The organism is Candidatus Moraniibacteriota bacterium, from assembly GCA_016699385.1.
Classification (GTDB): Bacteria; Patescibacteriota; Minisyncoccia; order Moranbacterales; family UBA1568.
The window spans coordinates 542,268-563,782 of sequence record CP064974.1; the positions used below are offsets into that span (position 1 = coordinate 542,268).

Genomic DNA, 21,515 nt, shown 5'->3' on the forward strand with positions numbered 1-21,515 from the left:
GAGCTATTTTATGTTATTGAGCAATTCCGCCATCTTTCCACCATTCCATTTGGTGACAACATTGCCATCACTATCAATCTGGACAAATGTATGTTGGTATGTAACGCCGTATTCTTTGGCAAGTGCTTTCTCATCGCTATCGGTATCAGTATCATTGTAGTTTACACGAAGAACCGCGACATCCGCCGGCAACTTTGCGACATTCGCTCGAATATCGCTATCCGCAGGGCGACATATCGGACACCAATTCGCATAGAAGAAAAGAACACGTCGCTTCCCCACTGCCTGATCAAATGCGCTTTTGGTATAGTCTTCATACTGCCCAGCGTTTTCCGCATCAGGCATCATCGCATCCTCTTTCTCTGGCATCAGAGCATCATCTCCAGATGAAGCATCCTCATTCATCATAGTATCATCTGACTTCGCATTGTCGCCTTCCATCATTTCACCATCTTCTGCCATAGCGCCTTCTTCTTGTAACTGATCTGTTATCGACGACATCATTGACTGGTCATCACCGCTCTTTTGCAGGAGTGCCCACGCCCCGATTCCCAAGGCAACAATCACTCCACCAATAAACAATACTCTTTGACTCTTCATATCCTTGTATATTACAAATTATTTTTGAAAATATATCTTCTAAAAAATTTGATTCCATCGTGATTTCACAGCACACAAAATGAAACATTTTTTGTCATCGCTTCCGAAAAGTTGAGATTCCTCGACTTCACTCGGATTGACAGGGCTGAATTTTGTTCTGTGTTCCAGATACAGCATTTTCACTATTCTGGGTAAGGTGAGCTACGATTACTCAAGTGGAGTATCATCAAAAATACTAGCACTGCCGTCTCGCAAAGAATCGCCCAGCAATTTTTGCAAATACCATGCCCGCCAATATGGAAGGAATCCATGGATCAATCTTGTGAGAGAACGCCTGAACAACCGTTCCAAGGAGGAGGAGTGTCGCGCCGGCAATATAGGCAAATCGAGCAGCAATAAACCGATGAAGTTGTTCCCGTTCATCTATCGCGCGTTCTTTCCAGAGAAGCACCGCAAACGCAGCAAATACTGCGACAATGCCTCCGAGAATCGTCATGTGAACCGCGTCCGTCATCCAGAAATCAAATGGATTCACGAAACAAATCAAGAGAAATACCAAAATACCAACGACAACCTTTTCAGAGAACAAACGTGTAAGAAACTGCATACAAGAGAAACTTAAAATTATCTCAGCAAAAAAAGTGTTTCAATGGATTCATCGAAAAACCGAGCGATTTTCAAAGCGAGCACAAGCGATGGTCCATAGTGTCCTTTTTCAAGAGCAATAATCGTCTGTCGTGTTACACCAACATGCTTCGCCAGCTGTTCCTGCGTTATGCCACGCTGTTTCCGAACACACTCCAAGCTATTTTCCAGTATATCGCCCATACGTTTCTCACACAGAAGAATGCTCACCACATGACAAAAGCTTTTCTCCACTCTTCAGTGTCTCCAGTATAAATCAACATATTCCAATGTCAAGTTTACCTTACATTGAAATGTGCAAAAAAAAGACGCCCCGAGAAGGGTCGCCGAGAAAACAACTTAGCCTGCATTTTTCACTCATCACCTATTTCCCAAACCGCCGCGATCGCCGCGCGTATTCTTCAATCGACTCAGCAAATGCCTGCTCATCAAAATCAGGATAGAGTTTTTCGGAAAAGTAGAGTTGAGCATCAGCGATATCCCACATCATAAATCCAGCAGAAAGATGTGGCTCCCCACCGGTACGAATAAGGTAGTCGACCGGCGGTAAATCCCGCGTCATCAACGCGCTTTTCAAACGCTCCGACGAAACCGCCCGCGCCTCAACACCTGACGCAAGTAATGATCGGACAGCCTCAAGCATTTCGTCATTCCCACTGTAGGCAAGGAAAAAATTGAGCGAGTAGTCATCATAGTTTTTCGTTTCCTCTTCACATCGAAGCAATATCTTCTTGAGACCTTCGGGAAATTGCTCACGCCAATGACCAATCATGCGAATCCTTGCTCGATCCCGATGCACCGCCTCATTCTCAATCATTCTCGTAAAGTACTCTTCGTACAAACGAAGAAGCTCGCGCTTCTCCTCAAAAGGACGCTTCGTGAGATTCTCCATAGACGAACCCCAAAACGAAAACGAACGAATACCAAGCTCGCGAGCTTTCTCGATAATTTTCTCTGTATTTTTGGCACCCGCTTCATGCCCGTCCCAGGGGTCAAGTCCACGCGCCTTTGCCCATCGGCGATTGCCATCTGGGATAAGCGCTACATGAGCAGGAACAGAAGAAATCGGTCGAGACATACGCACAAAAGAAGAGTAGATTAATATTCCCGATTCATCATATAGTCCGCGATACCAACGAGGAAGTTCTTTGCCTCTCTGGGAAATTCAATCGGAAGAATCTCTTGTTTTCCAGATTCGATACAAGCTCGAGCCGTTTCCTGTGAAGAAGAAAGTGCACCGGACTCCGTGAGAATCTCGCGAAACCGATCGATATCAATTCTCGAAAGCGCCTTGCCTTTTCGCAATATCACGGAAAGTTCACTTCGTGAATCTTTTGAAGCAAGCATAAGTGCTCGCGAAACCAATATCGATATTTTTCCTTCTTCGATATCAGAACCGATTGGCTTCCCTACTTTTTCCTCCGATCCAAACACACCAAGAATATCGTCTTGAATCTGAAAGGCAATTCCAAGAGGAACGGCGTATCCTCCAAAGGCAGTTGCAAGTTCCTCGGAACCCCCTGCCAATATCACCCCAAGCTGAAGCGGACCATCGATGGTATAGCGCGCCGTCTTATGCTCATACATAGAGAGGATTTCCTTTTCCGTTGCCTTTCCAGCATATTCTATCAAAATATCTTTTGCTTGACCCACAACGGTAAACGAGATAATATCCTGCAACTTCGAAAGCGCCCGAAGAATACGCTCAGGAGGAAATCCGGACTCAAAAATAATCTGGTTTCCGAGAGCTCCAACCATATCACCCACAATAATCGCCATCGAATTGCCGAAATGTGCCGAATTAGCATGAGGAAACATCATGTCAGCAATTGATCGGAAATGCTCATGCGCCGTCACCACACCATGCCTCTTCTCGTCGCGATCGATAATATCATCGTGAATGAGAAGGAAGATATGTACCAATTCTATTGAAACAGCTGCGCGAAGCATTCGTTCCCGATCAGTCCCACCAGCGGCAATATATCCATAGTACATAAACGCCGCCCGCAATCGTTTTCCCCCAGACAAAACTAGCGTCTTCACATATCGAAGCGACTCGGCCATGAATGGATCATATTTTTCCGTTTCCTTGATGGTTCGATCGAGATAGCGAGCGATTTCCTGATCGACTCGAACCTTGAAATCGGCGAGTTCTGCATGTACATCCATAGTGAAGCAATACCATCAAATACCAAGGCTACAAAGAATCCAGGCGAACCAAAATCACAGCAGACTATGGAGTTTTTGGACAGACTCCCAGAGTCACTACAAAAAATCGAAATACAGAGCGATTGTAGCATCGGATACATCGAAAAACAAGAAAAATACGAAGCAAAAATTCCTTCTGTACCAAGGATACAGTGCATACCTGCCCTACGAGATATTAAACTATAAAGCCAACATATTGTCTAGTTGACGCCAAAAATAGCGCACCGTACAATAAAAAAGACGGTCGATCCGACTTCAACGCAAGCGGCATGTTCAGTGATTGCTGTTAATGATTGAATACTAGAAAGGCAGGTGACACACATATGCAAGACGAACACCAAGAAGAAGACTACCAGGAAGAAGAGGGTGGATTCAAAGTATGGCTCGAAGACAACCTCCGCATTATCCTGAGCATACTCGTTGTGTTTGCAATAGCTGGCGGTATCTATTCGTATTCCCAACGTTCTCAGACTCCTGCATTGACCGAAGAGACCACCACGACAAGCGACGAAGCTGATCAGGCAACCAAGCCAGATGACCAAATCGCTGAGGGTGAAACCAAAGCGGCACCGGAAGTCAAGAAAGATGACAGTACAACGAAACCAGATACAACGAAGGTGGCAGAGGTTAAGCCCACTGAAACGACGCCAGAGCCAACCATGACGGAAAGCAAAGAAACAGAAACCACTTTCGTCGAAACGGCAGCCCGCGGCGACAGCGCCACGCTCCTCGCGCGACAAGCAGTTGCTAACTTCCTCGAGAAAAATCCCGACTCGGCAATTTCCAGAGAGCACAAAGTGTACATCGAAGATTACCTCAGAAAACACACTGTCTCTGGGCCTATCCATGTCGGCACCAGCATAGAATTTTCCAAGAGTCTCATACAAGAGGCTATCGGGAAGTCGAAGCAGTTGAACGATCGACAGCTCACGAATCTCAAGAAATATTCTAGCCGAGCCCCCTCTCTTCGCTAGACATTCTCGACAAGCTTCGTCTCCTTTGGAAACAAGTTTTCGGAGAACTCTCGCGTAAGAATCCGATTGACATTGATAGGCAGGATTGATCGATAGATAGAAAAGAATGGAATGACATTTTGAATTTCATTTTCTCCATTTTCGACTTTTCGTTCTTTATTTGCATTCCAAAGCCCCGCAACGCGGGGTTTTGTGTTTTTTCTCGCAACGCGAGAAATTGCCTATTGCTCAAACGCCACCATGTCCCCTTCTTGTATGCCCCACTGTGTACAAATGCCGGCATTTACCTCAAGGACACGGTCAGCGGGCTGTTCGGAGTGATACACTTTGTACTGATTACGAAAGTCAACATTTCGTTCAATATGTACGATTTTTCCATCACGAATCCAGAGTATGTCGAGTGGAAATCGCATATCTTTCATCCAAAAAGCATATTTACCAGAAGAATCAAAAAGAAACAACATACCACATGTATCGCACAACGCATCTCTATTTCCAAGACCACGTTCCCGTTGCTGCTCCGTATCAGCCATTTCAACCGAAAACAAAGCACTGCCAATACGTACATGCGGACCACCTAGATCAGGCGCATTGTAGAAAAATTTAAAAACGAAAAAAGCAATCAACAGAAAGAATAATACAAGAAAGAAAACGTATTTTTTCATACTTTTTGAAATTACACGTGACACATAGACAACGCCCTCTTTCGAACCCAGAAAAGAAACATCGTAATAATGATGCCGAGGAAAAGAAGCACTACTGTTTTTCCGAGAGAGCCCGTTGAAAGAGCAATCACACCAACAATACCCGTATATATCGTATACCCCGCAACAATGTGTCGATCCGACCAGCCAATCTCACGAAGGCGATAGTGCAGATGGCGGGAATCACCACCATGGAAAGGAGAGAGTCCTAATTGGAGACGCTCGGTAAATACCCACAGTGCGTCAAGTATAGGCAGAGAGAGCACAAGAATAGCCGTTGCTATCTTGGCGCCCGACAATACCGAAAGTGACGCCAATGAAAAACCGATGAAAAACGATCCACTCGTCCCGGCAAAGAAACGTGACGGTGGCATATTAAAGAGGAGGAGTCCCAATACGGCGCCAGCAAGCGCCACCGAAAGAATACCGAGCGGTGGCTGATTCACCTGGGGAGAAATCGAGAGAAAAAGCAAAGCAAGAAATGCCAGCGTGGCAATACTTGGAAGAAGTCCGTCAATACCATCAACCCAATTAAGCACATTCATCACAAAAACAATCCAAAGAATGAGAACTATGCAACCAATCATTACTCCACCTGGCAACGTATTCACAAATACTTGTCCAACGAAGGGCATTGGTAAGGAAAAAATCCGCATACCAGAGACAAAAAGCAAAACTCCAAGGAAAAGCTGAAACATCAACTGCGCTTTCCAGCCAAACGTTACCACATCATCCCATATCCCAAAGAGAAGAATCGCTCCAGATCCCACAATCATACCAGCGATTACTGGCGTCACAATCAATTGCGGGTTCAAAAAAATTGCAAAGAGAAAAGCGATGATAACTGCTCCGCCGCCAAATCGTCGAACAGGAAGAGTTCTACACAGCGCGGAGCGCGTTGCATATGTCAGCATCTCCCGAAGCAGGAGGAGAAGAACAACTACTACAGAGAAGCTCACGAGAAACGGTTGAAAATAGAGTGATACATCCATGATTAATTCACGAGAATAAGCGCACTTACAACAACAATCGCCGCCACATGAAGGAAAAAAGAGGCAACCATGAGAATTGTCCCAGGAGCAAATATTCGATTCCGAATAAATACGAAAGCAAGACTCGTATTTACCAAGAAAAAGAAAGTTGTTACCAATGGAACAAGGAGCGTCTGCCACAAAGCACCGGTCAGATCAACACCAAAGTACGAATTGTATCGAAGCACCGCCGTGCCATTCCCTATACCAATGAAAAATATTGGCAATCCCCAGAGTATAACCGTCAGCACGAGCGATACATAGAAGAACGCTGCTGCTGCGCCGCGCCGAAAAAGAGAGGGTGTCTGAAAAACAGACGAGGCTTTCGAAGTATCAGATATCATAGTGTTCTTGCTCGCCTCTCGCACAACTCCCACGGAGGAATGTCCTCAGGATATTTTCACAAACTCCGAACTCATTCCCGCACAGAGAAATACATCCCTCATGAATTCGACTCGGGAGGAATGGCTAGTGACTCAATCGAGTCTGCATCATCTTCAATCCGAGTCCTTGCAATCTGATCTTCTACTTTTCCGAGACGCTTATCCGCTTCCTCATATTTCTTCGCCGCATTGGTGATATGTCCACCAAGCGTCTCGAATTCCTTGGAGAAACGATCATATTCCCTGCCAAGTCGATTCAGATTCCCCATGATTTCCTTTGCGCGCTTCTCAATCTGCATGCCCTGAAGCCCCAAAAGAAGTGTCCGCATATACGCATAGAACGAATTGGGCGAAACCGGAACAATCTTCTTCGAAAAGAGGTACTCCGCCAAACCATCCCCCTCATTGTCTTTCACAACAATCTCATAGTAAACATTTTCTGCCGGAATATACATGAGTGCAAAATCAAGCGTCCCCTCTTCAGGAACAATATACTTTCGCGCAATGGCATCGACATGCTTCCGAACATCGGATGAGAAGAGTTTCCGATATTGTTTTCGGTCTTCGTCTGAATTTGCTTCAACAAGTTTGCGAAAATTTTCGAGCGGGAATTTCGAGTCCACACTAATAATACCTCCTTTCAAGTGTATTGCCGCATCAACAACATCTCCACTCTTAAAAGCATACTGAATCGAGTAGTATTCGCGCGGCAACATTTGAGAGAGCATATCTTCGAGCAAGAGCTCTCCGAATCCGCCACGAAGCTTGGGGGATCGCAAGATATCCTGGAGTGACCGGACATCCTTCCCTACCTCGAGAATACGATTGCTCGAATGCTTCACTTCTTCGAGTGCAACTCCAACTTCGGTCCGCACTCGACCCATTTCCGTTCGAACCTCAGTAAACGATCGCGCTGCACCATCGAGTCGACTGTCAAGCCGTGTCGTATTGTCTTCGAGACGGTGACTCACATTCGCCTGGAAGTTTCCCATCTGTTGCAAAAACGATGACGAAAATCGATGCATATCCTCTACCACATTCCGATGCATCTCTTCCATTCGCTGCGCCATATCTTCACGCAAAGCATCTGCCTCCGTCATCTCAACTCGTTTTACATTGCGGACCTTATCATATACCAAAAACACAACCGCCCCCGCAAGAAGAAATGAAATTGAGAAAAAGAGACCCTCCATACAAGCAATATTATCGACGAAGTCCAGCAACAAAACGCCTCAGCTCAGGAACCTTATTCACTATTTCACGCATCGGATTTTCGAGAAACTCCATCAAAAATCTATCCATCATATTGAGACGATACTGCAATTCTTCACCATTCATAAGGACAAAACGAATTTCACGCCCAATCTCCGCTTCAATATATCCCATAGCACTCTTCAATTTCGCACGACTTGGATTGTTGACAACGAGAATCATATCCGCCTTACTCTTTTGATAATTCAGGAAAATACCCGATACGAGAAGCAATCGCACATCACCAACTGCCTGCAACTTCTTAAACATACTGTCATATACGCTCGAGTCAGGACGAACAAAGAGAAGCTGCAACTCATTAAAAAACGGGAAGTTTGGATTTACTGAAAAGATCGGTTTTCCGGCTTTTGTCCGCTCAATGACAAACTTTATTTTTGCCAGCTGGCGCGCTTCTCGGAGCAGGGGGCTTCGCAGAAGAATCGCTTTTTCAGCAAGTTCTTCAGTAGTGTAGGCTTTCTCGGGATTTAAAATAAAAAGCCGCAAGAGCCGCGCTCGCGTCTTGGAACCAAACAGCGTTTCAAACATGTCGGACATATCGGTAAAGTAAAGAGAACCTACGCCACCTTCCCTTGATTATACGAATCGCTCCGAGGAAAGTCAAAGTCCCCACAAAAACCTTCTGAAGATGCTCGTGGTATTGAAGCGAAATACCTCCATTCTGTGATATAATAGATTTCATCTATGGTAAGAAAGATTGCTTCGCCAAAAGCGCCAGAAAAAATCGCGCCGACGGCCACTGAAATATCCGTTGCCCGAAACGGTCTCTTGAAGCCGTATGCGGTGTGTTTTCAGCACCTTCCGGATAACATTGCCCGCGAACCATTAGGAATGCTCGCTGGTGTCATGACAATCAATGATCGAAGTGAGCATTCCGCATATATTGTCAATTTCCTTTCTTCACTCGCAAAGAAAGAATATTACGGAAATCCCAGACGAGGTGCCATCGAAAGTTTCGAAGCAGCGCTCCACAAGGTAAATATCGGACTTGCTGAGCTTGCCAAAGAAGGGAATACCGAATGGATTGGAACACTTGACGCGGCAATCTGCATCATCGAACGAAACAATCTTCACTTCTCGGTCGCTGGGAACGCAAAAGTTCTTCTCTTTCGCGATCACCATCTTTCCGACATCAGTGAGGGACTCGCCGATTCCGACAACGATCACCCAATGAAAACTTTCACTGACGTGGCAAGTGGGAAGATTTCGCCCAGTGACCGCATACTGATTACTACACCGGAGATTTTTTCTATACTCTCAGAAGCCGAGCTCGAGCGATCAGCAAATAGACTCCCCAGTGACCAATTTGAGCAACTTCTCCAGACAGCGACTATCAATCAACTTGACCTCTCCGCAAGCATACTCATCACCATTGGGACAGTAGCGGAATATGAGCGAAAACCAGCACCAAAACGCACGCTCGCCACAATTGACTCCGTACCAAACGCCTGGAGTCATGCCATTTTCGAATCTTCGAAACAACAAGGAAACAGTGTCGAAGACGGTCTCAGAGAAAAAGAAAGGCATGAACAAGATCGCATAGACAACAAAACCGGGCATATTTATGTAACCGGTGAGACTCCGGGCGAAGAGACGAATGAAACATGGGAACGCGCCCGAATATTTTTTGGAGATGCTCGCGCATCCCTCCAACACACCGGAGCGCACCTTGGAAAAAGATTCCTCTTCATTCTCATTTCCGGATCCCACAATCTTTGGATTTTTTCTGTAAAGATTGCTTCGAACGCACTCGATGCACTTCGTTCCTGGAACGAAAAAAGACACTTATCAAAACTCCCTCAAACAGAAACCGAGCAAACGACTCCAGAAGAACGCCTGTCGAAGAATATCCCCCTTGCCGAGACAAACATTACTTTTACCAAAGAATTGGGGCGATGGACAGTGTTATCTTCCTCTATTTCAATAAAAACCCGACAAGCCCTCCAAAAATTCCCTCGCCTTTCACTTTTGAAACGAAATACCGTTCGTATCCCCGTGCAGGGCGAATCAAAAATAGCCCTATTCTTCAAAGCATTCCTTCAAACAGGGACAGTAATATTCTCAAGGAGCGCAAGAGCCTTCTTCTTCCCCAGAACTTTTTTTAACAACCTCCCTCTTCAAAAACAAAAGATTGCAAAAATAACAGCACTCACACTTCTCTGCATTGTCACATTCTTGCTCTTTTGGACATTCTTCGCCAAAGACGATTTGACGAAAACAACTGCCGAAGAATCCGCCAACGCTGTAAACGCAACACCTGAAACACCACGAGCGCTTTCTGATGATGTCCACATACACTTCATAGAAAATACACCAGTCATTGCCACATTCTCTGATATTGTCAGCATCACACACCTTCAGGAAACCATATTCTTCATAACGAGAGACGCACTCTATAGCACCGGATCAGACGGAGGAAATGCCATACAAGTCGCCTATCCTCAGGGAGAAACCGCGAGAATGGGAACGGTAATGCCAGCCCTCAATGCAATCCTCATCCTTACTGAAAGCGGAAACATACTCTTTTTCACACCGTCAACAAACACGTTTGCCGATGAACACTTCACTCTCCCAGACGCTGCCAATATTATCAGCATTGCTGCCTCATCCACCTATCTCTACGCCTTAAACCAAACGCAGAATATGCTCTTGCGATATCCACGGACCGAGGGAGGATTTGGCGTGGCGACAGAGTGGTTCCGGGAACCCATTTCAATACAACCCGAAGCAACACTCGCTGTCAGCGATTCCGTATTCATTGCTGATAGATTGGGAATCCACACGTATTTCCAAGGTACCGAAAAAACCGAAAACTTTGAGTCTTCAACAACACCAATACTCCCGACAGATATACTTATCATCTCTTCCAAAGAAGGTTCCTCTCAGATATTCATACTCGATGGCGCTGCAGGACGCATTGTCCGCTACGATGCTTCTACTGGCTCAATTGGAGTGCAATATGCAAGTGACTCTCTTAAAGGAGCGACTCATTTCACTATCAATCCAACAACACAAACTGCATTTGTATCAGTCGGGAATTCTATCATCATGGTCGACATGGAGATGGCACAGTAAAGACCATCAAAAAAACCGCAACAATTGTATCCTCTCTCGAAAACACGGTGTTGTTATTGTGCGTATATGCAGGAAGAACTGGAATTAAATCTTGCGTCCAGCACAAACACGGTCAAGATACAAACGAATCTTTTCCCGAAATAATGAACGGTCAAAGGCAAGTGCCTTCTGACGAATGACATTGGCATCATAATCGGCGTCACGGAATTTTCGAACCGCTGATACAACGTCGCCAACCGTTTGTTGATTAAAGAACATACCCATTTTCCCTTCCTCGAGATGCTCTGGGATATCCCCGCCGCGAAAAGCAATAAGAGGTCTCCCAGAAGCAAACGCCTCAAATGCGACGATACCAAAATCTTCTTCCTGAGGGAAAATGAATGCCCGACACGCACTATAATAGCGGGGCAAATCGGCATCCGACACACGTCCCAAAAACTCAATTGTCGGTCCGGAAAGCTTCCTCAACCGATTATACTCCGGACCGCGCCCAATAATCTTCAGTGGAAGACGAAGCTCATTGAACGCCCGAATAGCAATGTCGTGCCGCTTATAAGCAATGAGTCTCCCTACCATGAGGAAATAGTCTGATCGCTCAGATAGAGGCAGTAGACCAAATGCATGTACATCAACTGGTGGATGAATAACTTCTGCCGAACGGCGATAGTACTTCGCTATCCGGGTAGCGACAAAGCGAGAATTCGCAATGATGTGATCCGGTCTACTCGCACTCACCTGATCCCACAAACGGACAGGACTCATAAAAAACGGCACCGTCCGCTTCACAATACGAGGGAAACCGAAGTCTTCGACATACTTATGGCAGTCATCCCACGCATAGCGCATTGGTGTATGCATATAGCACACATGCAGCGTATTGGGACCCGTAATAATACCCTTGGCATAGCTCGATGAATCAGAAATGACCAAATCAAAATCCCGAAAATCGAACTGCTCAATGGCAAGTGGCATAAGCATAGGGAAAAGCCGATGATTCCGCTTTGCCCAAGGAACTCTCTGAAGAAATGATGTTTGGATATCGTGATCTTCAAAGGCACCGTGCATCGCCTCCCTATCATGAATGAGCGTAAAAATCGGTGCCTCCGGAAACATATCCGCAAACACCTCGAGCACTCGCTCAGCTCCTCCATGCTGAACCAAATAATCATGCACCAACGCCACTTTCATACAGCAAATATTCTCACGCATCCATCACAATTCATCCTGTCTCCGAAATGCTCGACCAAACACCCATCCAAGAAGAGAAAAAAGAAATGCTCCTAAAAGCGCGGCACCAAACGATGTCACCTGAAATCCCGACACCATTTGAGAAAGCAGCCAGAAGAGAAAACCGTTCACAACAAATGTAAAGAGTCCCAAAGTAAGAATCGTCACTGGAAGCGTAAGGAGAAGGAGAATCGGTCGAATCGTAATACCGATACACCCCCACAAAAGCGCCAACCACAATGCTGTCCCAAAATCGCGAACCCCGATACCCGGCACAATATTTGCAATCATCAAAAACAACACAGCATTCACAATCCACAATGCAAAAAGGCGCATAAGGAAAATGTAAAAAAGAAATATACGTCTCTAGTATAAACGAAAAATCCAGTACCTCAAAGAAACTAAGAGAAAACAAAAAAACCGCCCAATGTATGTCTGGACGGCTTTATGAAAGACAGGCGAGATAAAAAACGTTATGAAGTAGCAATCTTCGTCACTTCGACTTCCGTATAAGACTGACGATGACCAAACTTCATCTTGTATCGTTTCTTCGGCTTATGTTTGATACCCCACACTTTGTCAGCACGTCCCTGCTCCGCAATTTTGGCAGACACAGAGGCTTTCGAGACAAAAGGAGTCCCCACCTGTACCGATTCTTCATCCCCCACCAAGAGTACCTCGGAAAAGGTAATCACATCGCCCGCACTACCCTCAAGCTTCTCCACGCGAAGCTTTTCGCCTTCGAGCGCTCGATACTGCTTCCCTCCCGTTTTGATAATAGCAATCATAGTATGTTCCTAAGACAAAGCAAGATTCACTTTACTCAAGAATGCGCAATTTGTCAAACGGCATCCTCCAAAATCGCTTTCACTCGACGAACACCCGCCGAAGAGGCTTCTTCCTTGATAATCCGGAAATGCCCCATATCACTCGTATTACCAACATGCGGGCCACCACACAACTCCGCAGAATACACCGTGCCACCCACACTTTTCACGCGATAAACCGTCACTCTTTCCGGATATTTCTCCCAGAAGCTTCCCTCAACACCCGCCGCGCGTGCCGCCTCTTTATCCATGATATCTGTTCCAACGGTACATTTCGCCCGTATCGCCTCGTTCACATAGACTTCAACCTGGTCAAGCACCTCGCGCGAAACCTTCTCCGGATAGGTAAAGTCAAATCGCGCCCGCTCCTCGGTAATATTCGATCCCGCCTGATGTACACCGTCTCCCAAGAATTTCCGCAGTCCCGCAAGCATCAAGTGCGTCGCTGTGTGCAGTTTCGTCGTCTTCTCGCTTGTATCAGCAAGCCCGCCCTTGAATTTCCCTGCCGATGCCGTTCGAGACAAATCCTGATGCCGCTTGAATTCTTTGCGAAATTCCACTTCATCAACCTTCAATCCGCGTTCCTCGAGCATCTCTTGCGTCATCTCAAGTGGAAATCCATACGTCGAGAAGAGCTCAAAGGCGTCTTTCCCCGAAATACTCCCTTCCGCAGACCGTTTCTCAAGTTCCTTCATGCCCTGCTCCAAAGTTCTCCGAAACTTCTGTTCCTCCTGTTCACATTCACGCAAAATCATCTCCTGCTTCTCTTTCAAGGCGACATACGATTCTCCATAGGTTTCGACATATGCTGCTGCCACATCTTTTACAAAAGACTCGCAAATGCCGATATTTTTTGCAAATCGCACCGCGCGACGAATCAATCGTCGCACAAAGTATCCTTGATCCTTATTCGACGGCACGACACCATCGGTAATGAGAAACGTTGCTGCTCGCACATGATCAAGGATAACACGAAACGCATAGGTATCCTTTTCATCTTCTCCATACCGCTTCCCAGAGAGTTTTTCAAGAATACTGCGCGCACCATCAAAGATGTCGATGAGAAACACGTCCGGATTGTCATTAACCGCTGCTGCCATCCTCTCAAGTCCGCCGCCGAAGTCCACATTGGGCTTAGGAAGTTTCTGAAATCCGCTATCTGTCTTCACATATTCCATGAAGACATTGTTGCCAATCTCGACAAATCGTCCGCAGTCACAGTTCACATGGCACGGCATATCTTTCCACAAAGATGCTTCATGCAGATGAAGTTGCTCACCAAAATCCCAGAACATTTCTGTGTCCGGTCCGCCTGGCTCGCCCGTAGGCATATTTTCCGGCGCACCAACACGTGACCACCAGTTCTTTTTGTCGCCATAGTAGAAGATTCTCCCCTCCTGGAGACCATGCTCCTCCGCATTGTCAATAATACTCACCGAGACACCCGACTGTTCGAGCAACTCTTTCCATATATATGCTGCTTCCTCATCCCGAGGAATACCAAGTTGCGCATTGCCACCGTGACACGTAAAGGAGAGCCGTGCCGGATCAAGCCCAAGTTCTTCCGTCAAAAATTCCCACATCCAGGCAATTTGTTCCCGCTTAAAATAGTCACCAAATGACCAATTGCCGAGCATCTCAAAAAATGTCGTGTGACGATTATCGCCCACTTCCTCGATATCTTGACTCCGGAAACACTTCTGCGAATCAGTAAGTCGTGCCCCCAAAGAATGCCGCTCTCCAAGAAGGTATGGCACCATAGGTTGCATGCCGCTCCCTGTAAAGAGTGTTGTCGGATCGTTTTCCGGGACAAGCGACGAAGAAGGCACGATAGCGTGCCCCCTCTTCTCAAAAAACCGAAGATACTTTTCACGTATTTCTTGCGTAGTCATCATAAAAACGAAAGGTGAAAGTAAGAGGGGTTAAGCATAATCAATTTTCTTCTGCAAATTTCTAACCTCAGCAGGACTCAAATAAATTTTGAACTGCTTAAGAATATCTGCTATATTCTGTCCTAAATTTTCCCGCTGTATATCTTTTTTCTCAAAAGAAGAGCCGAGAGTAAACATTTTCCCATCAAAAAAACTACAAGCATCCTCGATATTTTTCCTCTGATCAGGCGTAAGAAATTCCTCTGTGATACTTTGAATTTTTCTTCGATCGATATAGCCCATAAAAACAATCCAAGGAGTTACTATTACAAACTATACAAACTAAACTGGAGAGCTACCAAGGGAGAAAGATTTGGAATCAGACAGTTTCTCCATCAGATACCTACCAATCGCTTCTTTGCGAGACGGATATTTTCTTCCAGCGTGCGAAGCTCCACTTCATCCTTCTTCGCCTGTATTTCAGCACGCTCAATCTCTACCTGGATACGACGAAGTTCCGTCCGAAGCTTGCGAAGAGCGAGATCTCGATCCGTCTTCTGACGATTGAGCTTGAGCCGGTCACTGTAAAAAAGAGACAAATCGGACTCAACACGACGAATAGCCGCCTTCCGTTCATCGGGAGAAAGCGCCTTCCCATGTATATCCGGTCGAGCGGTAATCCGTGGTCCAAAGAGCGACATAATACCCAGAAAATCAAGAGAAAACAAGAGACCAATCGACACTTCCCAACTTCCCAATAGAATATCGGGAATTCCCATGAAATGCAAGCAAACATCACATCCCACCCGTCGCCGTTTCCACGTGCACCGATACTTGCGAAGCACGACTCGGAATACGACTTGTCATAAACTTTGGCCAGAAAACCACTTCGATTTTCTGAATATTGGGATAGTCAGCAAAAACAGCCTGCACATCACCCACGCTTTTACCAAGAATATTTTCTTTAATACGTTCAATATCCATCTTCTGACCTTTTTCAAATGAAACCCGAGCTTTTATACCAAGCAGCTTCGCAGTGAAATCAGGATGTGGGATTGTATATTCCACATGGACGTCCTCAGGCTTCGCCCCCTCACCCAAGAGCGCTGCCGCAACGGTACGGACATCGGATTCCGAAAAAACCAAAGCACGTGCAGACACATGTATGCGAAAGTCGAAACTCGACGCGACTGCCCCCACACTCGGAAAGGCATCCGAAGAAAGCGTTTCCGAAAGTATCGCATCATCTAAAAGCTTTTCTCCTGGCTGAAGATCTTTTTCCAATTCATTGCGAAGCGACTCTGGAAGCGCTTTGAGTGCCGCATCCTTCGCACGAGCGACATCGTCTGCTGAAACAGAAGCAACTGCCCCCTCACCCTCGCCTCCACCCGAAAAGGCATGCACAGACGATGCCGATATTTTCTCATACTTTGGACCCCCCTTTAAGCCAGGAATGGTGAATGTCGTTGAATCAATATTGTATTCCTTGCCCGAAGCATCAGCAACTACTTCCGCATCGATCGTCCCGGGAATTATTTTCCCGTCAACTTCTTTCGTACCGGGAATAGTCACACCCTTGGCAAGACGGAAAATTTTCCCATCAGGAGACTCAAATCGCGTCGTCGCCACGAGAGATTGCGGACTGCTTCCAAATGTATTTGAAATGGTAATCATACCTCGAGCGCGCTTATCAGACACCGATGCCTGTCCGGTACTTGGAAACGACTGAACGATGTCCTTCTCCGCTTCCACAACGCGAAGCGGTATATATTTCCCTGAGACGTCAACACTTTCTTGATCCGCTCGTGCTGATATTTCCACATCAAGAGAAGTGGAAAGCTCTTTCGCAATGACGGTCACATCCGCACGCGGAACAAAAATAACAATTGCCACACCAAGTGCCGCCAACAAAGAAAGCGCCCCTCCTCCAAGTAAAATCCATCGAAAGGCATGTGAGTCAGAGTGTCTCTGGGAAGAAGCATCAGCAGACTCAGTCGCTCCTACCGACTGAGTCGGCGTATCCTTCCGATAGAAACGCGAGAGCGCTCCCTGATCAGGAGATGATGTCTGCTGAGGCAGAACAGAACCCGGAGAAGGCGAGAATTGTTCATTATTCAAAGGCTGTGGAACAGACTGCAAAGGCGACGGCGAAAGTGGCGTGGTCGGCGCTGGGAAAGTAAACGATACTCTTGAGGCAGCATCCGAAGCTGGCTTTGAGGAAAGCGTTCTTTCCGGCATCCGATTCACTCCGCCCGGCTTCTGAGAAATATTGGAACGAGAAGGAGGTTCCACAGGAGGTAGTTCCGGCGAGGGCGAAGGGGGAGCACTCGACACAGAATTCAGCGCCGTTAATCGCTTCGGAGTCCGATCGCGAACAGGAACTGATCGAGGTATCGGCGTTGCAGCTATCGTATTTGAATCCGGCAAACGCAGGGGAACAACCGGCCGAGGAAGAGGCGTGGGATTCTCATCGACCGGACGAGGAGCAACATCAGCTCTCGGTCCATTTACAGCAAAAAAACTCGATGACCCGATAGATTCAGAATGGAGCCGCGATCCACCCGGAGGAGATACAAGCTGCTCAGAAGCCGGAAATTGTCCCGACTGAGATTGAGGAAGTCGCGCTGGAAGCGATGGTTTCGCCGACTGATTAATACCCGGAATTCCCTCAAGAGAACCTCTTGATTCAATACCAGCCTTCTGAGCAAGCGATCGTCCCTCTTCATCTGGAGTCACAAGACAGAGACGTTTTCCAAGTTTCTTCGCTTCACGCTCGAGAAGACGAAGGTTGACGAGACTTCGCACAAACAAAGCACGCTTCGGCACAACAAAGAACACATCCGCTTCCGAGGCTTTCCGGAGCCGACTAATCACGGAGATAATCTCTTCATCCGGATCAATGTAAGCGAGATGTGACATAAAATTATTGTGAGAATTTTGTTTTTGAGAACCTTTCATCAGACTCTTTCCGACGTATCACCAAAGAAAGCGATTATTTCTGAACCGTATCCATCGCTCGACGCAACATTCCTGCAAGAGATTTCTCTTCATCAGCCAAGTGCAAAGCAAGATTTGCAAGACCCATCGGCGTAATATCCTGAGGATTTGAAAGAACTCCCGTCGAATCGCTCATACGAACAATGTCGTGCGGCTGAAGAAAGCTCACTTGGGGCGATTTCGAGAACGGCAAATTACCACTCCATTCTTCCGAAAGAAGTGCCTCCCGAATACCCGGAAGTCCAGACCCACCGCCACAGAGGAATATCTTAGTCGGAAGCAAATCAGTATCGGAAAACTCGGCAAGCGAAAGCTCGATACCACCCTGCCACACGCGACAGTCTTCGTGAAAAAATTCATGAAGCGCCTCGGTCGCCTCTTTGTCGAGCTTGCCAAGAGAATAGTTAATCTTGAGTTTTTCTGCTTCTTCGAAGCTCATACCCGACTCCTGTGCAAGGCGCTTTGTAAAGGCGCGTCCACCCAAAGCAAACATTTTCGTTCCCTCGAGTCCACCATTTCGCACAACCGCGATATCCGTCGTTCCACCACCTATATCAATGAAGATAGCGCTGAAGTCAAGCATATCTTCCACTTCGACCGAACGAGCAACAGCATAGGGCTCCGCAGCAATATTGATGAGGTCGAGATGAAGCTCAGACGCGATACTCTCAATCGCGCCCAAGTGAATCATCGGCGCATACGCATTGAAGATACTCATCGAAACATCACGCCCCTGAAAATTGAGCGGGTTGGTGACGCGATACCCATCGATCCGCACATCCACCACGGCAGCATTAATCAGTTTCACATCAATTTCGGATTGATTTGTTTCCCACGCGAGTTGTTTATGAATACGCTCATAGGCCTTCTCTTGAACCTTCTCGACAATCATACGGAGTTCTGAGAGGCCGATTTTTACCTCCGGATTCACTCGTTCATAGTGCACCGTCGTTGTTGTCCCTTTTACAAGTTCCCCAGCAATTCCCACGATACTTTTCCGAACATTTTTTGCCTTTGCTTGTTCTTCTGCAAGGAGTATTGATTCACGACACGAATCAATGACGCCCGCGATATCCGAAACGGCGCCACTTTGCATATTGCCCGACTTCTGACGAACCCATCCAACGCCCTTGACAATACCCAAACCGCCCTCGATGCGAAACACTAAGGCTTTTACGATTTCCGTCCCAATATCGAGCGCAAGAAAATGTTCGCCCGACCCCTGTCCCAAAACTTTTGAGAAAAAACCCATAGAAAGAAACAGCAAGAGAATGTCACAAAACACCCACCGAAACACTCTAGTATTTTATAGAATCACTATGCGTTTATTATACCACAAGAGCGCCAGGTTCCTTCACAAGACTCACTGCAATATCAGAGATTCGTTCTTCAATATCCTCTCGTCGAAGCAACCCTTCAATGGCACCGTAGTGTTGCACAACATGCGCACCATTCACCATACCCCACTGTAGTGCTTCCGCAAGAGATTTCCCAGAAATTTCCGCCGCTAAGAAAGCACTTCCAAATGCATCGCCCGCACCGGTCGTATCAATGCCTCGTTCTGTCTGTTTCGAAACCGCGCGAAAAAATTCCGTCCCGTCGTACCCCCACGCGCCCCGCACGCCATCCGTCATCGCAATTTTTTTCGCGCCATGCGCGAAGAGCGTACGAACAAGGAAGTCCTCATTATTGAGAAGCGAGGCATCATGTAGAAGATGCGACACCAGTTCAATCGCCTCATCTTTGTTCAAAAGAAGAATATCCGCTTGTCCAACAGCTTCAAGCACACCGAGAGGATTATCTTTCATGTTCTTTTGTCCGGGATTAACGGCGAGCTTCGCGCCCACATTCTTGGCACCTGCTATCGTCTGCCGCATATTCTCTTCCCACGCGCCATTTAAGGCACTCATCATCACCCACGACGCGCCCTCAAATTTTGATACATCAACATGAAGTCGCTCAGCAGAGTCGCGATTATAAAAAATAGTCCGTTCGCCATCTTTGGTAAAGACAAGAATCGCCGAAAGATCACTCTTCACTTTCTCGTATTCTTCAAGCAGATTCACATCAACACCCTCTCGTTCAAACTCACGCCGAATCCAGGCGCCGATATCATCGGCACCCATAGCGCCGTAGCACGACACCGGAAGACCGAGCCGTGCAAGTCCCACCGACGTATTCGCCGCCACGCCACCGAGAGATTCAAATCGATCCTCAATCTGATACTTCGCGCCTACCTCAAACGCCACCTTCTTCTGCGCTGCAAGATCCTCCGGCGTATCCAAAAACATTCCTTCCTCCGTCGGAAAAAAAATATCTTTTGCTACCGACCCAACACAGATAATATGAGGCATAAACTATGGAGACAGAAACGAATCAAAAAAAGGAATAGGACGAGTTTTTATTTCCCTAATTCTTCCGCAATGGCGAGCAAACGATTGTATTTCACCAAGCGTTCGCCACGGGAAAGTGACCCCGTCTTGATACAATCGGCGCCAGCGCCTACTGCGAGGTCGGCGATGAAGTCGTCTGTTGTTTCACCAGAGCGGTGCGATACCACCGTCTTCAAGTTGTTTTTCTTGGCAAGATGCATCGTATCGAGCGTCTCCGAGAGCGTGCCAATTTGGTTCGGCTTAATGAGAACGGCATTGCACGCCTTCTTCTCGATAGCAATCTCGACACGCTTCGGATTGGTCACGAGTAAATCATCGCCGATTGTCATAATACTCTTCCCTTTTCCAAATCGTTCTTCATGAATTGTCCACCCCTCCCAATCTCCCTCATGAAGTGCATCTTCAATTGAAACAAGAAAGTATTTCTCAACCCACTCCATATAGACATTGAGCAATTGGTCACGTGTCAAGCGAGCATGTTCGGGCTCGAGCGCATACACATTTTCCGATGGAACATAAAAAGAATTCGCCGCCGCATCGATGCCAAAGAAAACATCTTTCCCTGGTGTATAGCCCGCTTTTTCGATTGCCTGAATCAACATCTCAAATGCCTGAGCATGACTTTCGAGACGCGGCGCAAATCCGCCTTCATCCCCGACACTTGTCGAATATCCTGCCTTCGAAAGAATACCCTTCAGTGAGTGAAAAATCTCACTCCCCGCTCGAAGCCGCTCAGCATAGCCTTCGATTCCTTTTGGAAAAAGTTTAAACTCCTGCACTGACAAGCCAGAATCGCTATGATCCCCACCATTCAAAACATTGAACATCGGAATAGGAAAAGCATCGTCAGGTACCAATATATCACCTCTACCTTTCACGAAAAGCGTGCGAATATACCGATGAAGTGAAACGCCCTCGCTCATCGACGCCGCGCGCGCCACTGCAAGCGAAATGCCGAGGAGAGCATTCGCACCCAACCGCGCTTTATTCTCCGTTCCATCAAGTGCACATATCGCAGAGTCGATACCTGTCTGATTAAGCACATCCATACCGACCACTTTCTCTCGAAGTTCACCATTTACATTCGCAACGGCATTGAGCACACCCTTCCCACCATAGCGCTTGGCATCATTATCTCGCAACTCAATCGCCTCGAGTGACCCAGTCGACGCTCCACTCGGCACACCGGCAATTGCTGACATACCATTTTCAAGCGTCACTTTCACCTCAACCGTCGGATTTCCTCGCGAATCCAGAATCTCTCGCCCATGAATATCAGTAATTTTCGTCATACAGAATAGCATTAAAAAT

General features: G+C 46.8%; 22 protein-coding genes. 2 read left to right on the plus strand and 20 right to left on the minus strand.

The genetic code is table 11. The features are described 5' to 3' along the window. Nucleotides 1-3: 3 nt before the first annotated feature. The 5 genes from IPJ67_02545 to IPJ67_02565 all read right to left on the minus strand — a co-directional run bounded on the left by IPJ67_02545 (nucleotide 4) and on the right by IPJ67_02565 (nucleotide 3,414). The gene (locus tag IPJ67_02545; protein QQR78001.1) at nucleotides 4-600 is read right to left on the minus strand and encodes a redoxin domain-containing protein; all 597 of its coding nucleotides are present in this window, start codon (nucleotides 598-600) and stop codon (nucleotides 4-6) included. A 235-nt stretch (nucleotides 601-835) separates the two neighbouring features. Further along, the gene (locus IPJ67_02550) at nucleotides 836-1,207 is read right to left on the minus strand and encodes a hypothetical protein (GenBank protein QQR78002.1); all 372 of its coding nucleotides are present in this window, start codon (nucleotides 1,205-1,207) and stop codon (nucleotides 836-838) included. 17 nt (nucleotides 1,208-1,224) lie between these two features. Next, nucleotides 1,225-1,416 carry a helix-turn-helix transcriptional regulator gene (locus IPJ67_02555; protein ID QQR78032.1) on the minus strand — a complete coding sequence of 64 codons (192 nt, stop codon included), beginning with the start codon at nucleotides 1,414-1,416 and terminating at the stop codon, nucleotides 1,225-1,227. Between the two features lie 193 nt (nucleotides 1,417-1,609). After that, nucleotides 1,610-2,323: a di-trans,poly-cis-decaprenylcistransferase gene (gene uppS, locus IPJ67_02560; GenBank protein ID QQR78003.1), complete on the minus strand. Its 714-nt coding sequence runs from the start codon at nucleotides 2,321-2,323 to the stop codon at nucleotides 1,610-1,612. A 20-nt stretch (nucleotides 2,324-2,343) separates the two neighbouring features. Further along, the gene (locus IPJ67_02565) at nucleotides 2,344-3,414 is read right to left on the minus strand and encodes a polyprenyl synthetase family protein (protein QQR78004.1); all 1,071 of its coding nucleotides are present in this window, start codon (nucleotides 3,412-3,414) and stop codon (nucleotides 2,344-2,346) included. Between the two features lie 362 nt (nucleotides 3,415-3,776). Here IPJ67_02565 and IPJ67_02570 point away from each other — a divergent pair, with 362 nt between their 5' ends. Further along, nucleotides 3,777-4,427, plus strand: coding sequence for a hypothetical protein (locus IPJ67_02570; GenBank protein ID QQR78005.1), 651 nt, complete (start codon nucleotides 3,777-3,779; stop codon nucleotides 4,425-4,427). A gap of 221 nt (nucleotides 4,428-4,648) precedes the next feature. Here IPJ67_02570 and IPJ67_02575 read toward each other — a convergent pair whose 3' ends face one another. The 5 genes from IPJ67_02575 to IPJ67_02595 form a co-directional block, all read right to left on the minus strand. Beyond that, nucleotides 4,649-5,092, minus strand: a complete 444-nt coding sequence (locus IPJ67_02575; GenBank protein ID QQR78006.1) for a DUF192 domain-containing protein — start codon at nucleotides 5,090-5,092, stop codon at nucleotides 4,649-4,651. 11 nt (nucleotides 5,093-5,103) lie between these two features. Further along, complete coding sequence (locus IPJ67_02580) at nucleotides 5,104-6,123, minus strand: undecaprenyl/decaprenyl-phosphate alpha-N-acetylglucosaminyl 1-phosphate transferase (GenBank protein QQR78007.1); 1,020 nt, start codon at nucleotides 6,121-6,123, stop codon at nucleotides 5,104-5,106. A 2-nt stretch (nucleotides 6,124-6,125) separates the two neighbouring features. Then, nucleotides 6,126-6,506 (minus strand): hypothetical protein, encoded by a 381-nt coding sequence (locus IPJ67_02585; GenBank protein QQR78008.1) that lies wholly within the window; start codon nucleotides 6,504-6,506, stop codon nucleotides 6,126-6,128. Nucleotides 6,507-6,604: 98 nt separating this feature from the next. Further along, nucleotides 6,605-7,738 (minus strand): DNA recombination protein RmuC, encoded by a 1,134-nt coding sequence (locus IPJ67_02590; protein ID QQR78009.1) that lies wholly within the window; start codon nucleotides 7,736-7,738, stop codon nucleotides 6,605-6,607. A 10-nt stretch (nucleotides 7,739-7,748) separates the two neighbouring features. Then, entirely contained in the window at nucleotides 7,749-8,342 is a 594-nt protein-coding gene (locus IPJ67_02595) for a hypothetical protein (GenBank protein ID QQR78010.1), read from the minus strand. A gap of 156 nt (nucleotides 8,343-8,498) precedes the next feature. Between IPJ67_02595 and IPJ67_02600 the strand changes: the two genes are divergently transcribed. After that, nucleotides 8,499-10,889, plus strand: coding sequence for a hypothetical protein (locus tag IPJ67_02600; protein ID QQR78011.1), 2,391 nt, complete (start codon nucleotides 8,499-8,501; stop codon nucleotides 10,887-10,889). 84 nt (nucleotides 10,890-10,973) lie between these two features. Here IPJ67_02600 and IPJ67_02605 read toward each other — a convergent pair whose 3' ends face one another. The 10 genes from IPJ67_02605 to eno all read right to left on the minus strand — a co-directional run bounded on the left by IPJ67_02605 (nucleotide 10,974) and on the right by eno (nucleotide 21,496). Beyond that, on the minus strand, nucleotides 10,974-12,077 hold the full coding sequence (locus IPJ67_02605) for a glycosyltransferase (GenBank protein ID QQR78012.1): 1,104 nt from the start codon (nucleotides 12,075-12,077) through the stop codon (nucleotides 10,974-10,976). A gap of 24 nt (nucleotides 12,078-12,101) precedes the next feature. Further along, complete coding sequence (locus tag IPJ67_02610) at nucleotides 12,102-12,452, minus strand: phage holin family protein (GenBank protein QQR78013.1); 351 nt, start codon at nucleotides 12,450-12,452, stop codon at nucleotides 12,102-12,104. A 137-nt stretch (nucleotides 12,453-12,589) separates the two neighbouring features. Further along, complete coding sequence (gene rplU / locus IPJ67_02615) at nucleotides 12,590-12,904, minus strand: 50S ribosomal protein L21 (GenBank protein QQR78014.1); 315 nt, start codon at nucleotides 12,902-12,904, stop codon at nucleotides 12,590-12,592. A 53-nt stretch (nucleotides 12,905-12,957) separates the two neighbouring features. Continuing rightward, nucleotides 12,958-14,835, minus strand: a complete 1,878-nt coding sequence (locus IPJ67_02620) for an alanine--tRNA ligase (protein QQR78033.1) — start codon at nucleotides 14,833-14,835, stop codon at nucleotides 12,958-12,960. A gap of 30 nt (nucleotides 14,836-14,865) precedes the next feature. Further along, on the minus strand, nucleotides 14,866-15,117 hold the full coding sequence (locus IPJ67_02625; GenBank protein QQR77027.1) for a hypothetical protein: 252 nt from the start codon (nucleotides 15,115-15,117) through the stop codon (nucleotides 14,866-14,868). Between the two features lie 92 nt (nucleotides 15,118-15,209). Beyond that, a complete protein-coding gene (locus tag IPJ67_02630; protein ID QQR77028.1) occupies nucleotides 15,210-15,593 on the minus strand; it encodes a hypothetical protein in 384 nt (127 codons plus the stop codon). A 16-nt stretch (nucleotides 15,594-15,609) separates the two neighbouring features. After that, complete coding sequence (locus IPJ67_02635; protein QQR77029.1) at nucleotides 15,610-17,733, minus strand: hypothetical protein; 2,124 nt, start codon at nucleotides 17,731-17,733, stop codon at nucleotides 15,610-15,612. 73 nt (nucleotides 17,734-17,806) lie between these two features. Then, nucleotides 17,807-19,063 (minus strand): pilus assembly protein PilM, encoded by a 1,257-nt coding sequence (pilM, locus tag IPJ67_02640; protein QQR77030.1) that lies wholly within the window; start codon nucleotides 19,061-19,063, stop codon nucleotides 17,807-17,809. A gap of 76 nt (nucleotides 19,064-19,139) precedes the next feature. Continuing rightward, nucleotides 19,140-20,165: a carbohydrate kinase family protein gene (locus IPJ67_02645; protein ID QQR77031.1), complete on the minus strand. Its 1,026-nt coding sequence runs from the start codon at nucleotides 20,163-20,165 to the stop codon at nucleotides 19,140-19,142. A 47-nt stretch (nucleotides 20,166-20,212) separates the two neighbouring features. Then, a complete protein-coding gene (gene eno, locus IPJ67_02650) occupies nucleotides 20,213-21,496 on the minus strand; it encodes a phosphopyruvate hydratase (GenBank protein QQR77032.1) in 1,284 nt (427 codons plus the stop codon). Nucleotides 21,497-21,515: the final 19 nt, after the last annotated feature.

Bases quoted from the DNA above. Each gene is read 5' to 3' on its own strand.
- IPJ67_02545 (QQR78001.1), bottom strand. From the start codon at position 600: ATGAAGAGTCAAAGAGTATTGTTTATTGGTGGAGTGATTGTTGCCTTG.
- IPJ67_02550 (QQR78002.1), bottom strand. From the start codon at position 1,207: ATGCAGTTTCTTACACGTTTGTTCTCTGAAAAGGTTGTCGTTGGTATT.
- uppS (QQR78003.1), bottom strand. From the start codon at position 2,323: ATGTCTCGACCGATTTCTTCTGTTCCTGCTCATGTAGCGCTTATCCCA.
- IPJ67_02565 (QQR78004.1), bottom strand. From the start codon at position 3,414: ATGGATGTACATGCAGAACTCGCCGATTTCAAGGTTCGAGTCGATCAG.
- IPJ67_02570 (QQR78005.1), top strand. From the start codon at position 3,777: ATGCAAGACGAACACCAAGAAGAAGACTACCAGGAAGAAGAGGGTGGA.
- IPJ67_02575 (QQR78006.1), bottom strand. From the start codon at position 5,092: ATGAAAAAATACGTTTTCTTTCTTGTATTATTCTTTCTGTTGATTGCT.
- IPJ67_02580 (QQR78007.1), bottom strand. From the start codon at position 6,123: ATGGATGTATCACTCTATTTTCAACCGTTTCTCGTGAGCTTCTCTGTA.
- IPJ67_02585 (QQR78008.1), bottom strand. From the start codon at position 6,506: ATGATATCTGATACTTCGAAAGCCTCGTCTGTTTTTCAGACACCCTCT.
- IPJ67_02590 (QQR78009.1), bottom strand. From the start codon at position 7,738: ATGGAGGGTCTCTTTTTCTCAATTTCATTTCTTCTTGCGGGGGCGGTT.
- IPJ67_02595 (QQR78010.1), bottom strand. From the start codon at position 8,342: ATGTTTGAAACGCTGTTTGGTTCCAAGACGCGAGCGCGGCTCTTGCGG.
- IPJ67_02600 (QQR78011.1), top strand. From the start codon at position 8,499: ATGGTAAGAAAGATTGCTTCGCCAAAAGCGCCAGAAAAAATCGCGCCG.
- IPJ67_02605 (QQR78012.1), bottom strand. From the start codon at position 12,077: ATGAAAGTGGCGTTGGTGCATGATTATTTGGTTCAGCATGGAGGAGCT.
- IPJ67_02610 (QQR78013.1), bottom strand. From the start codon at position 12,452: ATGCGCCTTTTTGCATTGTGGATTGTGAATGCTGTGTTGTTTTTGATG.
- rplU (QQR78014.1), bottom strand. From the start codon at position 12,904: ATGATTGCTATTATCAAAACGGGAGGGAAGCAGTATCGAGCGCTCGAA.
- IPJ67_02620 (QQR78033.1), bottom strand. From the start codon at position 14,835: ATGACTACGCAAGAAATACGTGAAAAGTATCTTCGGTTTTTTGAGAAG.
- IPJ67_02625 (QQR77027.1), bottom strand. From the start codon at position 15,117: ATGGGCTATATCGATCGAAGAAAAATTCAAAGTATCACAGAGGAATTT.
- IPJ67_02630 (QQR77028.1), bottom strand. From the start codon at position 15,593: ATGGGAATTCCCGATATTCTATTGGGAAGTTGGGAAGTGTCGATTGGT.
- IPJ67_02635 (QQR77029.1), bottom strand. From the start codon at position 17,733: ATGTCACATCTCGCTTACATTGATCCGGATGAAGAGATTATCTCCGTG.
- pilM (QQR77030.1), bottom strand. From the start codon at position 19,063: ATGGGTTTTTTCTCAAAAGTTTTGGGACAGGGGTCGGGCGAACATTTT.
- IPJ67_02645 (QQR77031.1), bottom strand. From the start codon at position 20,165: ATGCCTCATATTATCTGTGTTGGGTCGGTAGCAAAAGATATTTTTTTT.
- eno (QQR77032.1), bottom strand. From the start codon at position 21,496: ATGACGAAAATTACTGATATTCATGGGCGAGAGATTCTGGATTCGCGA.